This is a genomic window from Bradyrhizobium sp. WU425 (assembly GCF_021052305.1).
In the GTDB taxonomy this organism is placed as follows: Bacteria; Pseudomonadota; Alphaproteobacteria; order Rhizobiales; family Xanthobacteraceae; genus Bradyrhizobium; species Bradyrhizobium canariense_D.
Genome location: NZ_CP088089.1, coordinates 7,329,407 through 7,344,266 on the forward strand (window position 1 = coordinate 7,329,407; position 14,860 = coordinate 7,344,266).

The following is a 14,860-nucleotide window of genomic DNA, read 5'->3' on the forward strand; positions in this document are numbered from 1 at the left end:
CTCGTGCATCAACGATAAAACTTAGGGGGAAATGCCATGTGCCGGATTATTCGTGCTACCCTAGCGGCCGGATTGACTGCGTTTCTAATCAGCCCGTCTCTCGCCCAGCAGGCACCGCTCAAGATCGGCGTGCTCTCCGACTTCTCCTCAGTCTATTCCGACATCGGAGGCCAGGGGAATGTCGAGGCCAGCAAAATGGCGATCGAAGATTTCGGCGGGCAGATGTTCGGCAAGCCGATCGACATGGTCAGCGCCGACGTGCTGAACAAGCCCGATGTCGCCTCCACCATCGCGCGAAAGTGGTGGGAGACCGAGGGCGTCGACATGATCATCGACCTGCCGACCTCGGCCACTGCGCTTGCAGTGATGGAGCTGTCGAAGCAGTATGAGAAGATCATGATCGTGACGGATGCGGCAAGCTCCGACATTACCGGAAAGTCCTGCTCGCCCTACACCGCGCACTGGACCTACGACACCTACGCTAACGCGCACACGGTCGGCAGCGCCATCGTCAAGAACGGCGGCGATAGTTGGTTCTTCCTCACGGCGGACTACGTGTTCGGTCATTCAGTCGAGCGCGACACCTCCGACGTGGTGAAGGCGGCCGGCGGAAAGGTGCTCGGCAGCGTCAAGCATCCGCTCAACACCGCGGACTTCTCCTCATTCCTGCTGCAGGCCCAGGCCTCGAAGTCCAAGATCATCGGGCTGGCGAACGGCGGTGGCGACACCATCAATGCGATCAAGCAGGCCGGTGAGTTCGGCATCGTCGCCGGCGGCCAGAACCTGGCTGCGATCGTGATGTTCATCTCCGACGTGCACAGCTTAGGGCTGAAGCTCGCGCAGGGACTGATCATCACCGAGGCCTATTACTGGGACCTCAACGAGAAGACCCGCGCTTTCGGCAAGCGTTTCATGGAGCGCGTCAAGCGCATGCCAACGATGAACCAGGCGGCGACCTACAGCGCGACGCTGCACTACCTGAAGGCGGTGCAGGCCGCTGGCACAAGGGACACCAAGACCGTGATGGCCAAGATGCGCGAGCTGCCGGTGAAGGATGCCTTCACCGACAACGGCAGCTTACGCGAAGACGGCCGCATGGTGCACAGCATGTATCTGTTCCAGGTGAAGAAGCCCGAGGAGTCCAAAGGCCCGTGGGACTATTACAAGCTGCTCGCCGAAGTCCCTGCCGACCAGGCCTTCCGGCCCCTGAAGGACGGCGGCTGCCCTCTTGTGAAGTGAGCCAACAGGACGGACAAGGCATAGGTTCGCTAGCGCTGTCGGTACAGGCTCAGAGCTTGTGCCCCTTCTGTCGCAGCGCCTCGATGAGGCGCTGCTTCAACTCGTCGGCCGTCTTCTGACCGACGTCCTGACCGATCTGCGCGCTGGCCTGCGCCAGCGCATCCGACTTCTCCAGAAGCTTCTTCCCGGCTGGCTGGACATAGAAAGCCTCGATCTGGCGCAGCTCGTCAATGCTGAAGCTCTGCGCATAGAGAGCGGCGACCTGGTCGATCATTGAGGTGAGGGCCGGGGTGTAGATCTCGGAGCCGGGCGCCGTCACCGCGTCATAGTCGCGCTCGATCTCCGGCCTGTCCTGCGCGACCACGGGCCTCAGCTTGAGCAGGAGCTGCGGCAACAGCGCGCGATACTGATCCGCGATCTTCAAGGTGACCACGAGCTTGCGCGCCGCGCTCATCGCCTCCGGCGAGGGCGCTTGCGCCGATGAACCCGAGATCAGGAGCAGGAGGGCGCCGGCGATCGTCAACACAAGTCTGGACATAAACCTCTCCGTTGGATCTCTCCGCGAAAATGCAGGCCGGCGATACTCAACGACCCGCGGGCGCCACGGCAGACCTGTCCGCAGGCGCGCTTTCCAGGACGGTGTCGGCCTCCTCGATCTCCGTCACCTTCACGAACAGGTTCGGCACCCGTTCCGTCCGGTCGAGCAGCCAGGCGGCTGCGATCATGATGACGATGCCGACGACGGAGACCGCGAGCTGCTCCCAGACCCCCTTGGTGTATTGCGTCAGGATCCAGTGCGCCGAGAACGACAGGAAGACGCCGAGGCAGAAGATCGGCAGCGAATGCTGACCGCAGAGGATCACGGGGCGCAGCCATGCCCCGTGCAGGGTCCGCCATTTGCGCGAGATGAGGTGAGTCACCCAGATCGCCAGCGCCAGGAAATGCGTGAAGCGCAGCATGTCGAGGTCGGTCTTGTCGATCGGGTAGATCGCCTTGATCATCCATTTCGGGATCATGGCTTCGAGCACGGGGACGTGCCAGGTCATCACGATCAGCAGCGCGAAGGCGAGCCAGGCCGCGGCCAGCGCCATCGCCGCCCTGGACCACACCCATCGCGCGATCTTGTCGATCTGGCCGATGCCGCACCAGGCTGCGAACACGAACATCAGCTGCCAGCAGAACGGGTTGAAGTACCAGTGCGTGCCGGGCGGATAGGAGGCGACGTTCCAGTCGAACCAGCGCGCCAGCACGTAGAGCACCACGGATGCGGCGAGCGTCAGGTTCGGCCGGCGCACCAGGCACCACACGATGAAAGGCGAGGCGAAAACGAGCGTGATGTAGAGCGGCAGCACGTCGAGATTGACCGGCTTGTACTTCAGGAGGATCGCCTGCCCGATCAGCTCGTCCGGATGCGACAGGAAATTGAACACGTTGAACTCGTGCTCGTACATCGGATTGTCGAAGCGGCGCGCGGTGCGGGCGATCTGCGCCGTGAACAGCAGGAACAGCATGATGTGGGCGACGTACATCTCGACCGCGCGCCGCCACAGCCGCTTCAGCGCGGCGAGAAACCAGCCGCCCGCGACGATCGGCCCGTAGATCCAGCCGACCAGATAACCGGAGATGAAGACGAAGAATTCGGCGGCGTCGCTGAAGCCGTAATTGCGCAAGGTCAGCCAAGCCACGACGTCGTGCGGGATGTGGTCGAGGAAGATCATCCACAGACCGATGCCGCGGAAGAGATCGAGCCGCAGGTCGCGCTCGACCGGCGCGAGCAGCGCCGACTGGTCCCGTGTGATCATGGCCCCGCCTCGTTCGGTGGGCGTCGCGCCGTCGCGGCGCCGGAAAATCGGATGCTAAAAAATTGAAATCAAAAGTCGCCTGGCCGTGTGGCCAGGGCCGACGGTAGCCGACCTTGCTGCGCGCGCAAGGGCATAGTCATCGGAGCGGGCCGCACAAGCGTGCCGTCCTCCGCGCTGCACCATGAAGGGCCCTTCAAGATAAAAGGGCGAAAACAACCCCATGCACAGTAGCTAACTCCTTGCGGCGCCTTCTGAATTTATTTGCCACGTCGGGCAGATTTCGGCCGCGATGGCGGCCCCGGCCGCCGTTGCCGTCAGCTCAGCTCGTCACCCGTCGCCTGCATCTCGTTGAGCATCGCCTCGGCTTTGTGCCGCAGCGGCAGCGCGCCGCTCTCGGTGGCGATCGCGATGGTCGCGCGCAGGGCGCTCAGGATCGCCGCCTTGGCCTCCGCATCCGACGGCGGCGTCACCACGGCCTCGCCGAACAGGGCCTCCGCCTCCAGCCCGGAGAACCCCTGTTGCCGCGCGGTGTTGCGCGCCTCGCGCAGCATGTTCTGCGCGGCCTGTACGTCGCCGAGACGGTGGGTGGCGAGCGCCAGGTAGATCGAGCTGCGCAGCACCGCCGAGGTATAGCCGACCGCCTTCGCCTCCTCACGCGCCTCCGTCAGCATGCCGCGCGCGCGGTCGAACAGCCCCTGCTCTAAATAGGCCATGCCGAGATGGCAGGCGAGCACCGGCACGAACAGTCGGATGCCGTGCTTCTGCGCCAGGACAAAACCATCCTCGAGAATGGCCGCGGCCGCCGCCGGCTCGCCGCGGCCGAGCATCAGCCAGCCGCCGCTATAGGCCGCGGCGACGCGGTCGTAGGGGCGGCCGGTCTCCTCCGCGATCGCTGCGGCTTGCTGCTGGAGCTGCTCGGCGGCATCGATCTGGCCCATCACCGTGTGAGTGACGCTGTTCATCATGCAGCAAAGCAGGAGCAAAGATCGTGGGGTCGTGCCGATCGGAGCACTCGCGGTCAGACCCGCAAGGTGGACGCGGGCGGTGGCCAGCATCTTCTCGGCGCGATCGTAGCGGCCGGAAAGAAAATAGGCCTGCCCGAGACTGTATTGCGCGAGATTACGCCAAGCGGGATTTCCCGAGCTTTCCGCCAGATGCACCACATCTTCCCCGATCGCGACAGCTTCAACCGGCGTTCCATAGAAATTCTGGGCACCCGCTCTCATGGTCATGGCCGCGACCTTGCGTTCAATATCGCCAATCGCATCGGCTCGCCGTTCGGCCTCGCTCCCCAAATCCAGGGCTTCGGCGACACGCCCCGACCCGGCAAAGGCCAATCGCGCCTCCATCCGCAGGTCGATGGCGTCCGTTTCGCGCGCGTGCGTCACCGGGATCTTGTCGAGAGAACCCATCGCGATCTCGAAATAATCGACCGCTTCGGCAAAGGCCGAGCGCACCAGACATTTTCGAGCCGCGCTCCTGCCATGCTGAAAAGCCTTCCGCCAATCCTTCGCTCGGGTCGCGTGATAGCAGAGCGTATCCGGACCGTCGGTCCACGCCTCGTCGGTCTCGAGAGCCGCCAGAATGCTGGCATGGATGCTTTCCCGCACCTTCTCGACCATCGAATCGTAGGTCACCTGCCTGACCATCTCGTGCCGGAACTCGAGCGAATCCTCCAACTCACTGTCGATCCTGACGAGCAACTCGGCCCGGTCGAGCGCGGTGAGGCAATCCTGCAGGACGTCTTCCGGCACGGCCGCTACTCTTCGCAGTGTGGCCTGGTCGGCCCGGGGTCCAAGCGCCGCGGCGATCTGGAGAAGCGATCGTTCCTGTCGTGACACACGATCCAGCCGCGCCGCGATCACACCCTGAATGCTGCTGGGGATGCCGAGTTCGTCCACAGGACGCGCAAGGGAAAGGTCGCCCCACTGGCCAAGAAGCATGCCGCTGTCCTTCAAACTGCGGCAGACCTCCTCAATGAACAGCGGAACGTTGGCCGTATGAGAGATGATCCGATTCTTCAGGTCTTCGTTGGTCGTGGCGGGACCAAGCATGTCCGCGAGCATGGCCAGCCCCGAATTGTCATCGAGAGGCCGCATCGCCACGATTTCCGCGCGGCAGCTCGCGATCCACACCGGCATTCCATTGGGCCGCGTCGTCAGCAGCACAAGCAAATCAGGGCATTGCAGCCCCGAAAGGGTCGCGACGACCGCATCGCTGGCCCGATCCATCCAGTGCAGGTCCTCAATCAAAAGGATCGTACGCTGACGACGGGCGACGCTCTCGATGATCGCACAGCTTGCGTCTGAAATCGCACGACCGCGCGCGTGAGGCTCCAATTCATCCCATTGCGGATCGGAAACCGGCAAATCCAGGATCGCGTCGAGAGCCCGCTGTTGCACCACCGGCAATTCGTCTCTGGGATCATCCGTCTTGGTCTGATCTCTTGCTGACGTATCGAGGATCGAGAGCAACAGGCGCTTGAGCGCGCTGTACGGCGCACCCTGGAGATTCGGGCTGCACTCGACATCGATCAGCCGCCAGCCGCCAGCCCGGAGGTCCTGCGCGAATTCATGCGCAAGCCGAGACTTGCCAATGCCGGCGTCACCCATCAGCAGAACCGTCTGCCGGCCGGCAGCAACCCTATCCGCAGCGCGCCACAACAACGCCCGCTCCGTCGTGCGGTCGACGAATCTGGAAACGCTCCGCGCACGTCGGACCCGCCAGCTCGACAGATCACTCGCACCCATCACCCGGTAGACAGGCAGGGGCTCGCCGAAACCACGGAGCGCCTTGCGGCCAAGGAATTCAAAGCGGACGTGTCCGTCCGCCAGCTCCTGGCAGGCTTCGGAGACATAGATCTGGTTCGCCTCGGCTGCCGTCTCCAGCCGAGCCGCGAGGTGCTGGGCTGCGCCGCCGATCTCGTAGACCTTGGAAAATTCGCTCGCGACCATGTAGGCCACCACATGACCCGAGTGCAGGCCGACCCGGACTTGAAGTCCTGGATCGCCCAGACTGCCAACACGCCGGACCAGCTCGATGGCCGCGTGGCAGGCTAAGGGCGCGTGGTTGTCGTCGGCGATCGGGGCGCCGAAGACGGCGGCCAACCCGTCACCCAACTCCTTGCTGACGATGCCGCCGAACTGGCGCACCGCGCCTCTCATCGCCGCAAGAGCAGGCTCGAGGCGCGACACCGCCGCCTCCGGCTCCAGTTCGGCAACAAGACCTGTGGAATCGACGACGTCGGCACGCAGAATCGTCACAAAGCGTCGTTCGCTGTCGGGGTCGACGGGCTGGCGCACCGCCGCTCCGCATTTGGAGCACCAGCGGTCGCCCGGACCAATCGCCGACTGACAAGCGAAGCAATGCATTCCAGCGCCTTCAACCACTGCCTCGGCAGCCTCACCCCAATCCCCGCGAGGCGTTCGACCCAACAATACCTATAGGAAAGTGCATGGCAATTGGGCTTGCGACATAGGCGACGTTACGGGATGGAGGCTCTCTGGACGAAATACATTCCTGAGTGGTAGCGTTGAGGGCGCACAACAAACAGCGTGATCGGCCGTAGCGTGACGCGTATTTTCGGCCACCGCACCAGAGATTTTGACAAACAGACATATGAAGGAAAGAGGCGATGGCCGGACTGGTATATAGCGGCAAGGCATTTCGAGACTTGATGAATAGCAATTACTATCCTTTGGCGAACATGAAGAAGAGCGTCGCGAAGCTCAAGGAGTCCGAGGACATCGACCTGCCGACCTTGGAATACGGCCAGTACCATTTGATTCTGAACCCGGCATCGAACTGGCCGCAGGGCAGCGCCAAGTACTGGCACAAGGAAAAGGGCCGGGCCTGCGTCGACCTCAGCACCCAGCCGAACACAGTCCCCCTGTCCAGGGATGAGCCGGGCGTCATTCCGCTGACGCGATGCGATCTGCTCGATGCCTGCGTCCGGAAATGCTTCAACTCCGAGCCGCCAATCCCGATGAAGACGAAGATCATCACCCACGAAGCCAGCGACGCTTTCGCGCACCGGCACGAGATCCGGCTGGAGTGGGACTACAAGAAGGGCTCGGACAAGCCGACGCTGCTCAATCTGACGATGGTCTGTCCGCACAGATCCTGACGCATTCTGTAGTACGCAAGACGCATCACGCCCGCGCGACTGGCGCGGGCGTAATGTTTGCTTCCGATCGCCGTTCGCCCCAAGGGGGCAGCCCTCGCGCTTGCCAAGACCGTGCTGTCGAAGGAAGCAGCACTGCCAAGACGCTGGTCCTATCCACCGCCTCCAAAAAACCGGTTCAGCTCGTACGCAGTCTGCTGCGGAAGCTCCTCCGGGAAGAAGTGCCCGCCATCAAGCGGCTTTCCGTCGATGTCATCTGCCCACGCCCGCCAGAGCCCCAAGGGGCCGCCCTCGCTCGCATACCACGCGTTGAGGGGGCCGCGACCGCTCCAGAGCACGAGCACAGGGCAGTCAATTCGGCGGCAGGAACGACGGTCCGCCACATCGTGCGCGTGATCGAGTGTCGCGGCCGCACGATATTCCTCGCAGATCGCGTGAACATGCGCCTCATCGCTCAACGCGTCGATATAGGCTGCTCGCACCGCCGGACTGAAGCTGCCGGCCGAAGACCCCCAGCCATGCAGCGCATTGTCGATGATGGCGTCGGGGGCTGCCGACAATAACCGCTCGGGAAGAGGTTCAGGCTGCGCAAGCAACGACCACGGCCAATAGCCGACCGTCAGGTTCTTGTCGGCGCGCTCCCAGGCGTCGGCAATAGGAACGACATCCAGGACGGCAAGCCGCTGCACGCGTTCGCGGTGATCAAGCGCGAGCCGAAAGGCGACACGGCCGCCACGATCATGGCCCGCGACCGAGAAACGGTCGAAGCCGAGTTTCGTCATGACGGACACCATGTCGTTTGCCATTGCTCGTTTTGCATATGGCGCATGGTCCGGACTGGAGGGAGGACAATCGCTCCGGCCATATCCGCGAAGATCGGCGCAGACCACGGTGAAGTTTTGCGCGAGCAACGGCGCAACGTCTCGCCACATCAGATGCGTCTGCGGAAATCCGTGCAACAGGAGAACGGCCGGCCCCGAACCGGCCCGACGGATGAAGATCCGGGCCTCGTCCGCCTGAACATCGGCGGCGTCGAAATCCTCGAACTGCATTGGCCCTCTCCTTCCGAACGACGGCAAGCCAACAAGCGAGCACCGGACGGGCCCGGTGTCCTCGTGTTGACGCCCGGCGCCATCCTGGGTTCCTTCCCGGATGGCATGCTCTGGGCTGATCGCGCTTACGCTTGGCAGCTCCACCGACGGCGACGGGATGCGCTTCGGCATGGTCCGAACGAACCCAAGCTCAGCCAAGCAGGACATGCATGATCGAGGACCCCCCAAAACAAAAAATGGCGCGCGCAAGGCGTGCCATTTCCTTCTGTAAACCAACAAATTCAGCGAAGGCCGCCGGCGACGTGAAGCGTCTCGCCCGTGACGTAGGATGCGTCGTCCGAAGCGAAGAAGGCCACCGCGGCAGCGATCTCCTCGACCTTGCCGACTCGGCCAAGCGGAGTGGTGGATTCGATCCAGTTTCGCATGTCGCCCTCGTGCAGGCCGGCGGACACGACCCCCTCGGTGACGATCATGCCGGGATTGACGGCGTTGACGCGGATCTTGCGCGGCGCCAGTTCCTTGGCCAGCACGGCGGAGATCGCATCCACCGATGCTTTGGTGGCGGAGTAGACGGCGCCGTTCGGCGGCGCGAGGGTCGACGCCGCGGAGCTGATGTTGATGATGCTTCCGCCATTGGCGTTGAAGTGCCGCGCCGCCTCTCCTGAGACCAGGAGGAGGCCCAGCACATTGAGATCGAACTGCTTGTGGAAATGCTCCGGCGTGATGGCCTCGAGCGGCGCGAACTCGTAAACGCCCGCGTTGTTGACGAGGATGTCGATCGCACCGAGCGCCTTCACGGTATCCGCGACTACGCTTTTCACGTCCTTGGCATCGGCCAGATTACCGTGAACGGCGATCGCTTTGCCGCCCTTGGCGACAATGGCGGCGACCACGCTGTCGGCGGCCTGTTTGCTGGCGCTGTAGTTGACGGCGACCGCCGCACCCTCGGCTGCGAGCCGCGCGGCGATTTCGGCACCGATGCCTTTGGATGCGCCGGTCACGAGCGCAACTTTTCCTTCGAGTCTCTTGGTCATCACATTCTCCATCATCCGGCGCGACGCCGATATTCAATAGTTCAATACTAGTGAACTATTGAATGAGTTCAAGGGAGGTGCTATATTTTGTGCATGGTGCAGTTCGTTCACCCATCGCGGAGCGAGATTTCACTGGCTGGGGTGCTGGGAGCGCTCGCGGACCCTATGCGGCTGCGGATCGTCAAAAGCCTGGCCGCACAGAGTGATTGCATGTCGTGCACCGAGGCGGCGCGCTGCCCTGACATGGCGAAGTCGACCCTGTCGAACCATTTTCGCATCCTGCGCGAGGCCGGCCTGATCCGGACGTCAAAGCAAGGCGTCCAGCACCGCAATGTCCTGCGCGAGGAGGACATCAACGCGCGGTTTCCGAAGTTGCTGAAGATGATCCTGAGCTATCCGGAGTGAGCCGTTCCCCCACTCTTGCGCAAGGTGCGACCGACGTTTCCACCGGAGCGCGGCCAAAACAAAAATGGCCCGCGTGAAGCGGGCCATTTTCGGATCGGGACCGGTAAGGTCCGAACTTGGTTGCGGGGATAGGATTTGAACCTATGACCTTCAGGTTATGAGCCTGACGAGCTACCGGGCTGCTCCACCCCGCGTTAACCGTTGCTTTGCCTTCGTGAAAGCGCCGGGGACGGTGAATGAAGGGCCGGCGCTGTTCGCGTGGCTTGCTTCGTCCGTCCCGAAGGCTTCCTTGGAAGGCAACCCCGGGCAAAGCCCGTTGGGTGCGGGCGGTATGTACCAACCCGGGGTGCCTTTGGAAAGGGCTGTGGGGACGTTTTTTTCGACTTTATGACAGCGCGGTGGACGAATTTGCAGCCTATTTGGCCGGCCCTTGCCAGAAGTTCCACAAGGGGCCAGCTTGCGGCAACAAAACCAGGCGGAAACGCCACTTAATGGGGGAGAACGCCATGGACCACGCCTTGGATCGCCCCTCAGATCGCCCCCCGCCGAGCGCCCCGCTTCGGGGCCTCGAAGACGCCTTCCATGCCATGGTCGAGCGGTCGCGGGCCGAGCCGGCGCCTGGCCTCGCCGAGCGGCTCGACCGGCTGGCGCGGTTGCGCACTGTCGTCGCCGACAACGAGGAGCGCTTCCGGCAGGCGATCTCGGCCGATTTCGGTCACGCTGCGCGGTCGAGACCAATATCGCCGAGACCATGATGGTGTTCTCCGAGATCCGTCATGCCACCAAGCACCTCAAGAGCTGGATGGCGCCGCAGCGCGTTTCGACGGCGCTGCAATTCCTGCCCGCGCGCAACCGGCTGATGCCGCAGCCGCTCGGCGTCGTCGGCGTCATCGCGCCCTGGAATTATCCGCTGCAGCTGACGCTCGCGCCCGCCATCGGCGCGCTCGCCGCCGGCAACCGCGTCATCATCAAGCCGAGCGAGCTCGTGCCGCATTTCTCAGCGCTGCTGAAGGAGACGGTCGCCGCGCGGTTCGACGCTGCGGAATTGCTCGTCACCGGCGTCGAAGACGAGGTCGCAAAGGCCTTCGCGCATCTGCCGTTCGATCATCTCGTGTTCACCGGCTCGACCCGGGTGGGGCGGCTGGTGGCGGAGGCCGCGGGGCGTAACCTGACGCCCGTCACACTCGAGCTCGGCGGCAAGTCGCCTGTTATCATCGACGCCTCGGCCGACCTCGAAGAGGCCGCCGAGCGCATCGCCTACGGCAAGCTGCTCAATGCCGGGCAGACCTGCATCGCGCCGGACTATGTGCTGGTGCCCGAGCGCGCGTTGCAGGCCTTCGCCGAAAAAGTTCGCGCGCAGATGCGGCGCATGTACGGCACCGATCCCGCCAACAAGGATTACACCTCCGTGATCTCCGACCGGCATTATGCGCGGCTGGAAAATCTCGTCGCGGATGCGGCAGGCCGCGGCGCAAAGATCCTGCAGCCGGCGGAACCGGACGATCCCAACTGGAAGGCGCACCGCAAATTCCCGCCGACGCTGATCGTGGGCGCAACCGAAGACATGGCGGTGATGCAGGAGGAGATTTTCGGCCCCGTACTGCCCGTGCTCGGCTATCGCGAACCGGCCGATGCCATCGCCTTCGTCAACGCCAGCGACCGGCCGCTGGCGCTGTACTGGTTCGGCAAGGACCGCGTTGCGCGCGACGAGGTGCTGGCGCGCACCGTCTCCGGCGGCGTCACCATCAACGACTGCCTGTTCCACTTCGCGCAGATCAACCAGCCGATGGGCGGCGTCGGCGCATCCGGCACCGGCGCCTATCATGGCGAATGGGGCTTTCGCACGTTCAGCAAGCTGAAGCCGGTGTTCTATCGCTCGAAATTCAACCGCCTCGCCGACCTCTATCCACCCTATGGCGGCAAGATCGCGCGGCTGGAGAAGATGATGCGATTCATGTCGTAGGTTTCAGCACCTGTCATTGCGAGCGCAGCGAAGCAATCCAGAATCCCTCCGCGGCAAAGGTCTGGATTGCTTCGCTTGCGCTCGCAATGACGGAAAGAATGAATGCAGGGGGAAACATCAGTGACGGACACATTCGATTTCGTCGTCGTGGGCGCGGGCTCCGGCGGCTGCGCGGTGGCGGGGCGGCTGTCGGAGGATGCGGGGACATCCGTGGCGCTGCTCGATGCCGGCGGTCGGAACGACAATTGGCGGATCACCACGCCGTTCGGACTGGCTTTGCCATACAAGGCGGCGAACTGGGGTTTCGATACCGTGCCGCAGAAGGGATTGAACGGCCGGATCGGCTATCAACCGCGCGGCAAGGGACTCGGCGGATCCTCGGCGATCAACGCCATGGTCTATATCCGCGGCAACAAATGGGACTACGACCACTGGGCCTCGCTCGGCAATGCCGGCTGGTCATATGCGGACGTGCTGCCCTATTTCAAGCGCTCGGAGAACAACGCCGATTTCGACGGCGCCTATCATGGCAAGGGCGGCCCGCTGCATGTCAACAGACTGCGCGCGGACAATCCGATCCACGACATCTTCCATCAGGCCGCCCGCGAGGCGCAGTTCCGCATCCGCGAGGACTTCAATGAAGAGGATCACGAAGGGCTCGGCAGCTACCAGGTGACCCAGCACAATGGTGAGCGCTGGAGCGCGGCGCGCGCCTATCTGCATCCCCACATGGACAAGCGCGCCAATCTGCGTGTCGAGACGCAGGCGCATGCCACGCGCATCCTGTTCGAAAGTGGGCGCGCGGTCGGCATCGAATATGTCCAGGGCAAGCAGACAAAGAAGCTACGCGCCCGTCGCGAGGTGATCCTCGCCTCCGGCGCCTTCCAGTCACCGCAATTGCTGATGCTGTCGGGCATAGGCGACGGCAAGGCGCTTGCCGCCCACGGGATCGACGTCGTGCATCATTTGCCGGGCGTAGGACGCAATCTGCAGGATCATCCGGATTTCGTGTTCGTCTACGCCTCCGACTATCCACACTTCGTCCATTCGTCGCTCGGCCGGCTACCATCCCTGCTCCGCGCCATCCAACGATACCGCCGGGAGCGGCGCGGCCTGATGACCACCAATTTCGCCGAGTGTGGCGGCTTCCTGAAGACCCGGGCCGACCTCGATGTGCCCGACATCCAGCTGCACTTCATCATCGCGACGCTCGACGACCACGGCCGCAAGAAGCACAAGGAGGCGGGCTTCTCGTGCCATGTCTGCCTGTTGCGGCCGAAGAGCCGTGGCAGCGTCTGGCTGAAAAGCGCCGATCCGCTGGCAGCGCCGCTGATCGATCCGAATTTCTTGGGCGAGGCGGAGGATCTCGAGACGATGGTCGCGGGCTTCAAGACGACGCGAAGGCTGATGGAGACGCCCGCGATGCGCGCGTTGCAGAAGAAGGACATGTTCACGTCCGATGTGAGAACGGACGACGATATCCGCGCCATCCTGCGCGCGCGTGTCGACACCGTCTATCACCCCGTCGGCACCTGCAAGATGGGCACCGACGCGATGGCCGTGGTCGATCCGGCGCTGAAGGTGCACGGCGTGGAAGGTCTGCGCGTCGTCGACGCCTCGATCATGCCGACACTGATCGGCGGCAACACCAATGCGCCGGCGATCATGATCGGCGAGAAGGCGGCGGATATGATCAGGGGCGAGATGCGGTGACTCTACCTCGTCGTCCCGGCCTAGTGCGCAATTGCGCATGGGGGGCTGGGACGATAGCAGCTTCTCAATTCAGCAAGAACCCGCCGTCCACCGTCACCACACTGCCCGTCATGTACCGCGAGGCCTTCGAGGCCAGCAGCAGGATCGCGCCGTCGAGATCGGACTCGGCGCCGATGCGGCGCTGGGGAATGCGCTCGGTCAGGCGCTCGCCCGGCGGCGTCGCCCAGAACGCGTGGTTCATCTCGGTGTCGATGTAGCCGGGTGCCAGCGCGTTGACGCGGATGTTCTGCCCCGCAAGCTCCAGCGCCATCGCTTTGGTCGCCTGGATGATGCCGGCCTTGGAGATCGCGTAAGGCGACACCGCCTTCAGCACGCCGGTGCCGAGCACGGAGGCGATGTTGACGATGTTGCCTGCCTGCTTGCGCGCGATCATGCGGCGCGCGATCTCGGTCGCGAGGAAATAGGCGCCCTTGAGATTGGCGCCCATCACCGCGTCCCAATCGGCCTCGGTCTGCTCGGTCGCGAGCTTTTCGATCGCGATGCCAGCATTGTTGATCAGCACCGTGACCGGGCCGAGCGCGGCTTCCGTGGCATCGACGGCCCTGGCGATCGATGCGATGTCGGTGACGTCGAGCGCGACGGCGGCGGCGCGGCCGCCCTTGCCGCGGATCTCGTCTTCCAGGCTCTTCAGCTTGTCGGTCTGCCGCGCCGCGAGCGCGACGGCCGCGCCATGTGCCGCCAACACCCGGGCAAATTGCCGCCCCAAGCCCTGGCTCGCACCTGTGACGAGGATGGTTTCTCGACTGACGTCGAATAGGTCTGACATTGGGCGCGTCCCTGAGCTTTGGGGTCATCGGTTTTGGCCATCAATACAGACGATTTTAACGATCTGAAACCGGAATGATCGGTTCTGCGTTCACTCGTTCCATGGCAGGCTCCCGCGCATGAACAGTTTCGATCTCGCCGTCTATGCGGCGCTCGCCATCGCGATCGGCTTCGGTTTCAGGACCGGCCTGCTCGGCAGCGCCATGACGATCCTGGCCTATCTCCTCGCCGCCCCCATCGCGGTTGCGCTGATGCCGCTGATCGTCCCGCAGGTCGCGGGCAATCCGAATGCGCCGCTGCTGCAGAACTGGATCTGGTTCTTCGGCATCTTCGTGGTGGTCGGCATGCTGTTTGGACATCTCGGCCGGCTGGCGCTGAGCGACACGATACGCGACGCCGGCATCGGCGACCGCCTCGGCGGCGCCGCGCTCGGCGCCATCAGGGTCGGCCTCGTCGCCACCACCTTGGTGCTGGTGTTCGACCAGATCGTGCCGGCCAACCGGCAGCCGCCGTTCCTCGCCGGTTCGCATCTGCGGCCGCTGTTCTCGACGGTCGGCCAGATGGGCTTCAAGTCGCTGCCGCCGGAGGCGGCCTCCGCGATCGACCGTCTCAAGCAGGAGCGGCGCATCTGATGAGGCGCATTTGCATCGCCGCGCAAGCGTGCATGCATTTTGATGCGAGCCAATCCCTTATCAGCGGCGCCA

General features: G+C 63.7%; 11 protein-coding genes, 1 tRNA gene and 1 pseudogene. 6 read left to right on the plus strand and 7 right to left on the minus strand.

Translation table 11 applies throughout. From position 1 onward, the window contains the following. The first annotated feature begins 36 nt into the window (after positions 1–36). The gene (locus BcanWU425_RS34980; protein ID WP_231189502.1) at positions 37–1,239 is read left to right on the plus strand and encodes an ABC transporter substrate-binding protein; all 1,203 of its coding nucleotides are present in this window, start codon (positions 37–39) and stop codon (positions 1,237–1,239) included. Positions 1,240–1,288: 49 nt separating this feature from the next. Here BcanWU425_RS34980 and BcanWU425_RS34985 read toward each other — a convergent pair whose 3' ends face one another. The 3 genes from BcanWU425_RS34985 to BcanWU425_RS34995 form a co-directional block, all read right to left on the minus strand. Next, the gene (locus tag BcanWU425_RS34985) at positions 1,289–1,777 is read right to left on the minus strand and encodes a DUF2059 domain-containing protein (RefSeq protein WP_204513244.1); all 489 of its coding nucleotides are present in this window, start codon (positions 1,775–1,777) and stop codon (positions 1,289–1,291) included. Between the two features lie 46 nt (positions 1,778–1,823). Beyond that, positions 1,824–3,041: an OpgC domain-containing protein gene (locus BcanWU425_RS34990; protein WP_204513243.1), complete on the minus strand. Its 1,218-nt coding sequence runs from the start codon at positions 3,039–3,041 to the stop codon at positions 1,824–1,826. Between the two features lie 314 nt (positions 3,042–3,355). Next, entirely contained in the window at positions 3,356–6,412 is a 3,057-nt protein-coding gene (locus tag BcanWU425_RS34995; RefSeq protein ID WP_204513242.1) for an ATP-binding protein, read from the minus strand. Positions 6,413–6,675: 263 nt separating this feature from the next. On the opposite strand from BcanWU425_RS34995, the gene BcanWU425_RS35000 reads away from it, so the two are divergent. Then, on the plus strand, positions 6,676–7,167 hold the full coding sequence (locus BcanWU425_RS35000) for a hypothetical protein (protein ID WP_204513241.1): 492 nt from the start codon (positions 6,676–6,678) through the stop codon (positions 7,165–7,167). 149 nt (positions 7,168–7,316) lie between these two features. On the opposite strand, the gene BcanWU425_RS35005 is transcribed toward BcanWU425_RS35000, so the two are convergent. Together BcanWU425_RS35005 and BcanWU425_RS35010 are read right to left on the minus strand one after the other, a co-directional pair. Beyond that, positions 7,317–8,216, minus strand: a complete 900-nt coding sequence (locus BcanWU425_RS35005) for an alpha/beta fold hydrolase (RefSeq protein WP_231189505.1) — start codon at positions 8,214–8,216, stop codon at positions 7,317–7,319. 281 nt (positions 8,217–8,497) lie between these two features. Next, positions 8,498–9,250 (minus strand): SDR family NAD(P)-dependent oxidoreductase, encoded by a 753-nt coding sequence (locus BcanWU425_RS35010; RefSeq protein WP_085361679.1) that lies wholly within the window; start codon positions 9,248–9,250, stop codon positions 8,498–8,500. Positions 9,251–9,343: 93 nt separating this feature from the next. Between BcanWU425_RS35010 and BcanWU425_RS35015 the strand changes: the two genes are divergently transcribed. Next, positions 9,344–9,655 (plus strand): ArsR/SmtB family transcription factor, encoded by a 312-nt coding sequence (locus BcanWU425_RS35015; RefSeq protein WP_231189508.1) that lies wholly within the window; start codon positions 9,344–9,346, stop codon positions 9,653–9,655. Positions 9,656–9,772: 117 nt separating this feature from the next. Here BcanWU425_RS35015 and BcanWU425_RS35020 read toward each other — a convergent pair. Then, positions 9,773–9,849 (minus strand) — tRNA-Met (locus tag BcanWU425_RS35020). A 312-nt stretch (positions 9,850–10,161) separates the two neighbouring features. Here BcanWU425_RS35020 and BcanWU425_RS35025 point away from each other — a divergent pair. Both BcanWU425_RS35025 and BcanWU425_RS35030 read left to right on the plus strand, forming a co-directional pair. After that, positions 10,162–11,618, plus strand: a pseudogene (locus BcanWU425_RS35025) (coniferyl aldehyde dehydrogenase). Between the two features lie 120 nt (positions 11,619–11,738). After that, positions 11,739–13,331 carry a GMC family oxidoreductase gene (locus BcanWU425_RS35030; protein ID WP_085385072.1) on the plus strand — a complete coding sequence of 531 codons (1,593 nt, stop codon included), beginning with the start codon at positions 11,739–11,741 and terminating at the stop codon, positions 13,329–13,331. A gap of 64 nt (positions 13,332–13,395) precedes the next feature. Here the strand turns inward: BcanWU425_RS35030 and BcanWU425_RS35035 are convergent, their stop codons facing one another. Next, the gene (locus BcanWU425_RS35035; RefSeq protein WP_085361656.1) at positions 13,396–14,157 is read right to left on the minus strand and encodes an SDR family oxidoreductase; all 762 of its coding nucleotides are present in this window, start codon (positions 14,155–14,157) and stop codon (positions 13,396–13,398) included. Between the two features lie 118 nt (positions 14,158–14,275). On the opposite strand from BcanWU425_RS35035, the gene BcanWU425_RS35040 reads away from it, so the two are divergent. Further along, a complete protein-coding gene (locus tag BcanWU425_RS35040; protein WP_018457563.1) occupies positions 14,276–14,788 on the plus strand; it encodes a CvpA family protein in 513 nt (170 codons plus the stop codon). Positions 14,789–14,860 lie beyond the last annotated feature (72 nt).

Coding starts and splice junctions, on each gene's coding strand:
- BcanWU425_RS34995 (WP_204513242.1), bottom strand. CDS start 6,412: ATGCATTGCTTCGCTTGTCAGTCGGCGATTGGTCCGGGCGACCGCTGG.
- BcanWU425_RS35005 (WP_231189505.1), bottom strand. CDS start 8,216: ATGCAGTTCGAGGATTTCGACGCCGCCGATGTTCAGGCGGACGAGGCC.
- BcanWU425_RS35040 (WP_018457563.1), top strand. CDS start 14,276: ATGAACAGTTTCGATCTCGCCGTCTATGCGGCGCTCGCCATCGCGATC.
- BcanWU425_RS35035 (WP_085361656.1), bottom strand. CDS start 14,157: ATGTCAGACCTATTCGACGTCAGTCGAGAAACCATCCTCGTCACAGGT.
- BcanWU425_RS34990 (WP_204513243.1), bottom strand. CDS start 3,041: ATGATCACACGGGACCAGTCGGCGCTGCTCGCGCCGGTCGAGCGCGAC.
- BcanWU425_RS34980 (WP_231189502.1), top strand. CDS start 37: ATGTGCCGGATTATTCGTGCTACCCTAGCGGCCGGATTGACTGCGTTT.
- BcanWU425_RS35015 (WP_231189508.1), top strand. CDS start 9,344: ATGGTGCAGTTCGTTCACCCATCGCGGAGCGAGATTTCACTGGCTGGG.
- BcanWU425_RS35000 (WP_204513241.1), top strand. CDS start 6,676: ATGGCCGGACTGGTATATAGCGGCAAGGCATTTCGAGACTTGATGAAT.
- BcanWU425_RS34985 (WP_204513244.1), bottom strand. CDS start 1,777: ATGTCCAGACTTGTGTTGACGATCGCCGGCGCCCTCCTGCTCCTGATC.
- BcanWU425_RS35010 (WP_085361679.1), bottom strand. CDS start 9,250: ATGACCAAGAGACTCGAAGGAAAAGTTGCGCTCGTGACCGGCGCATCC.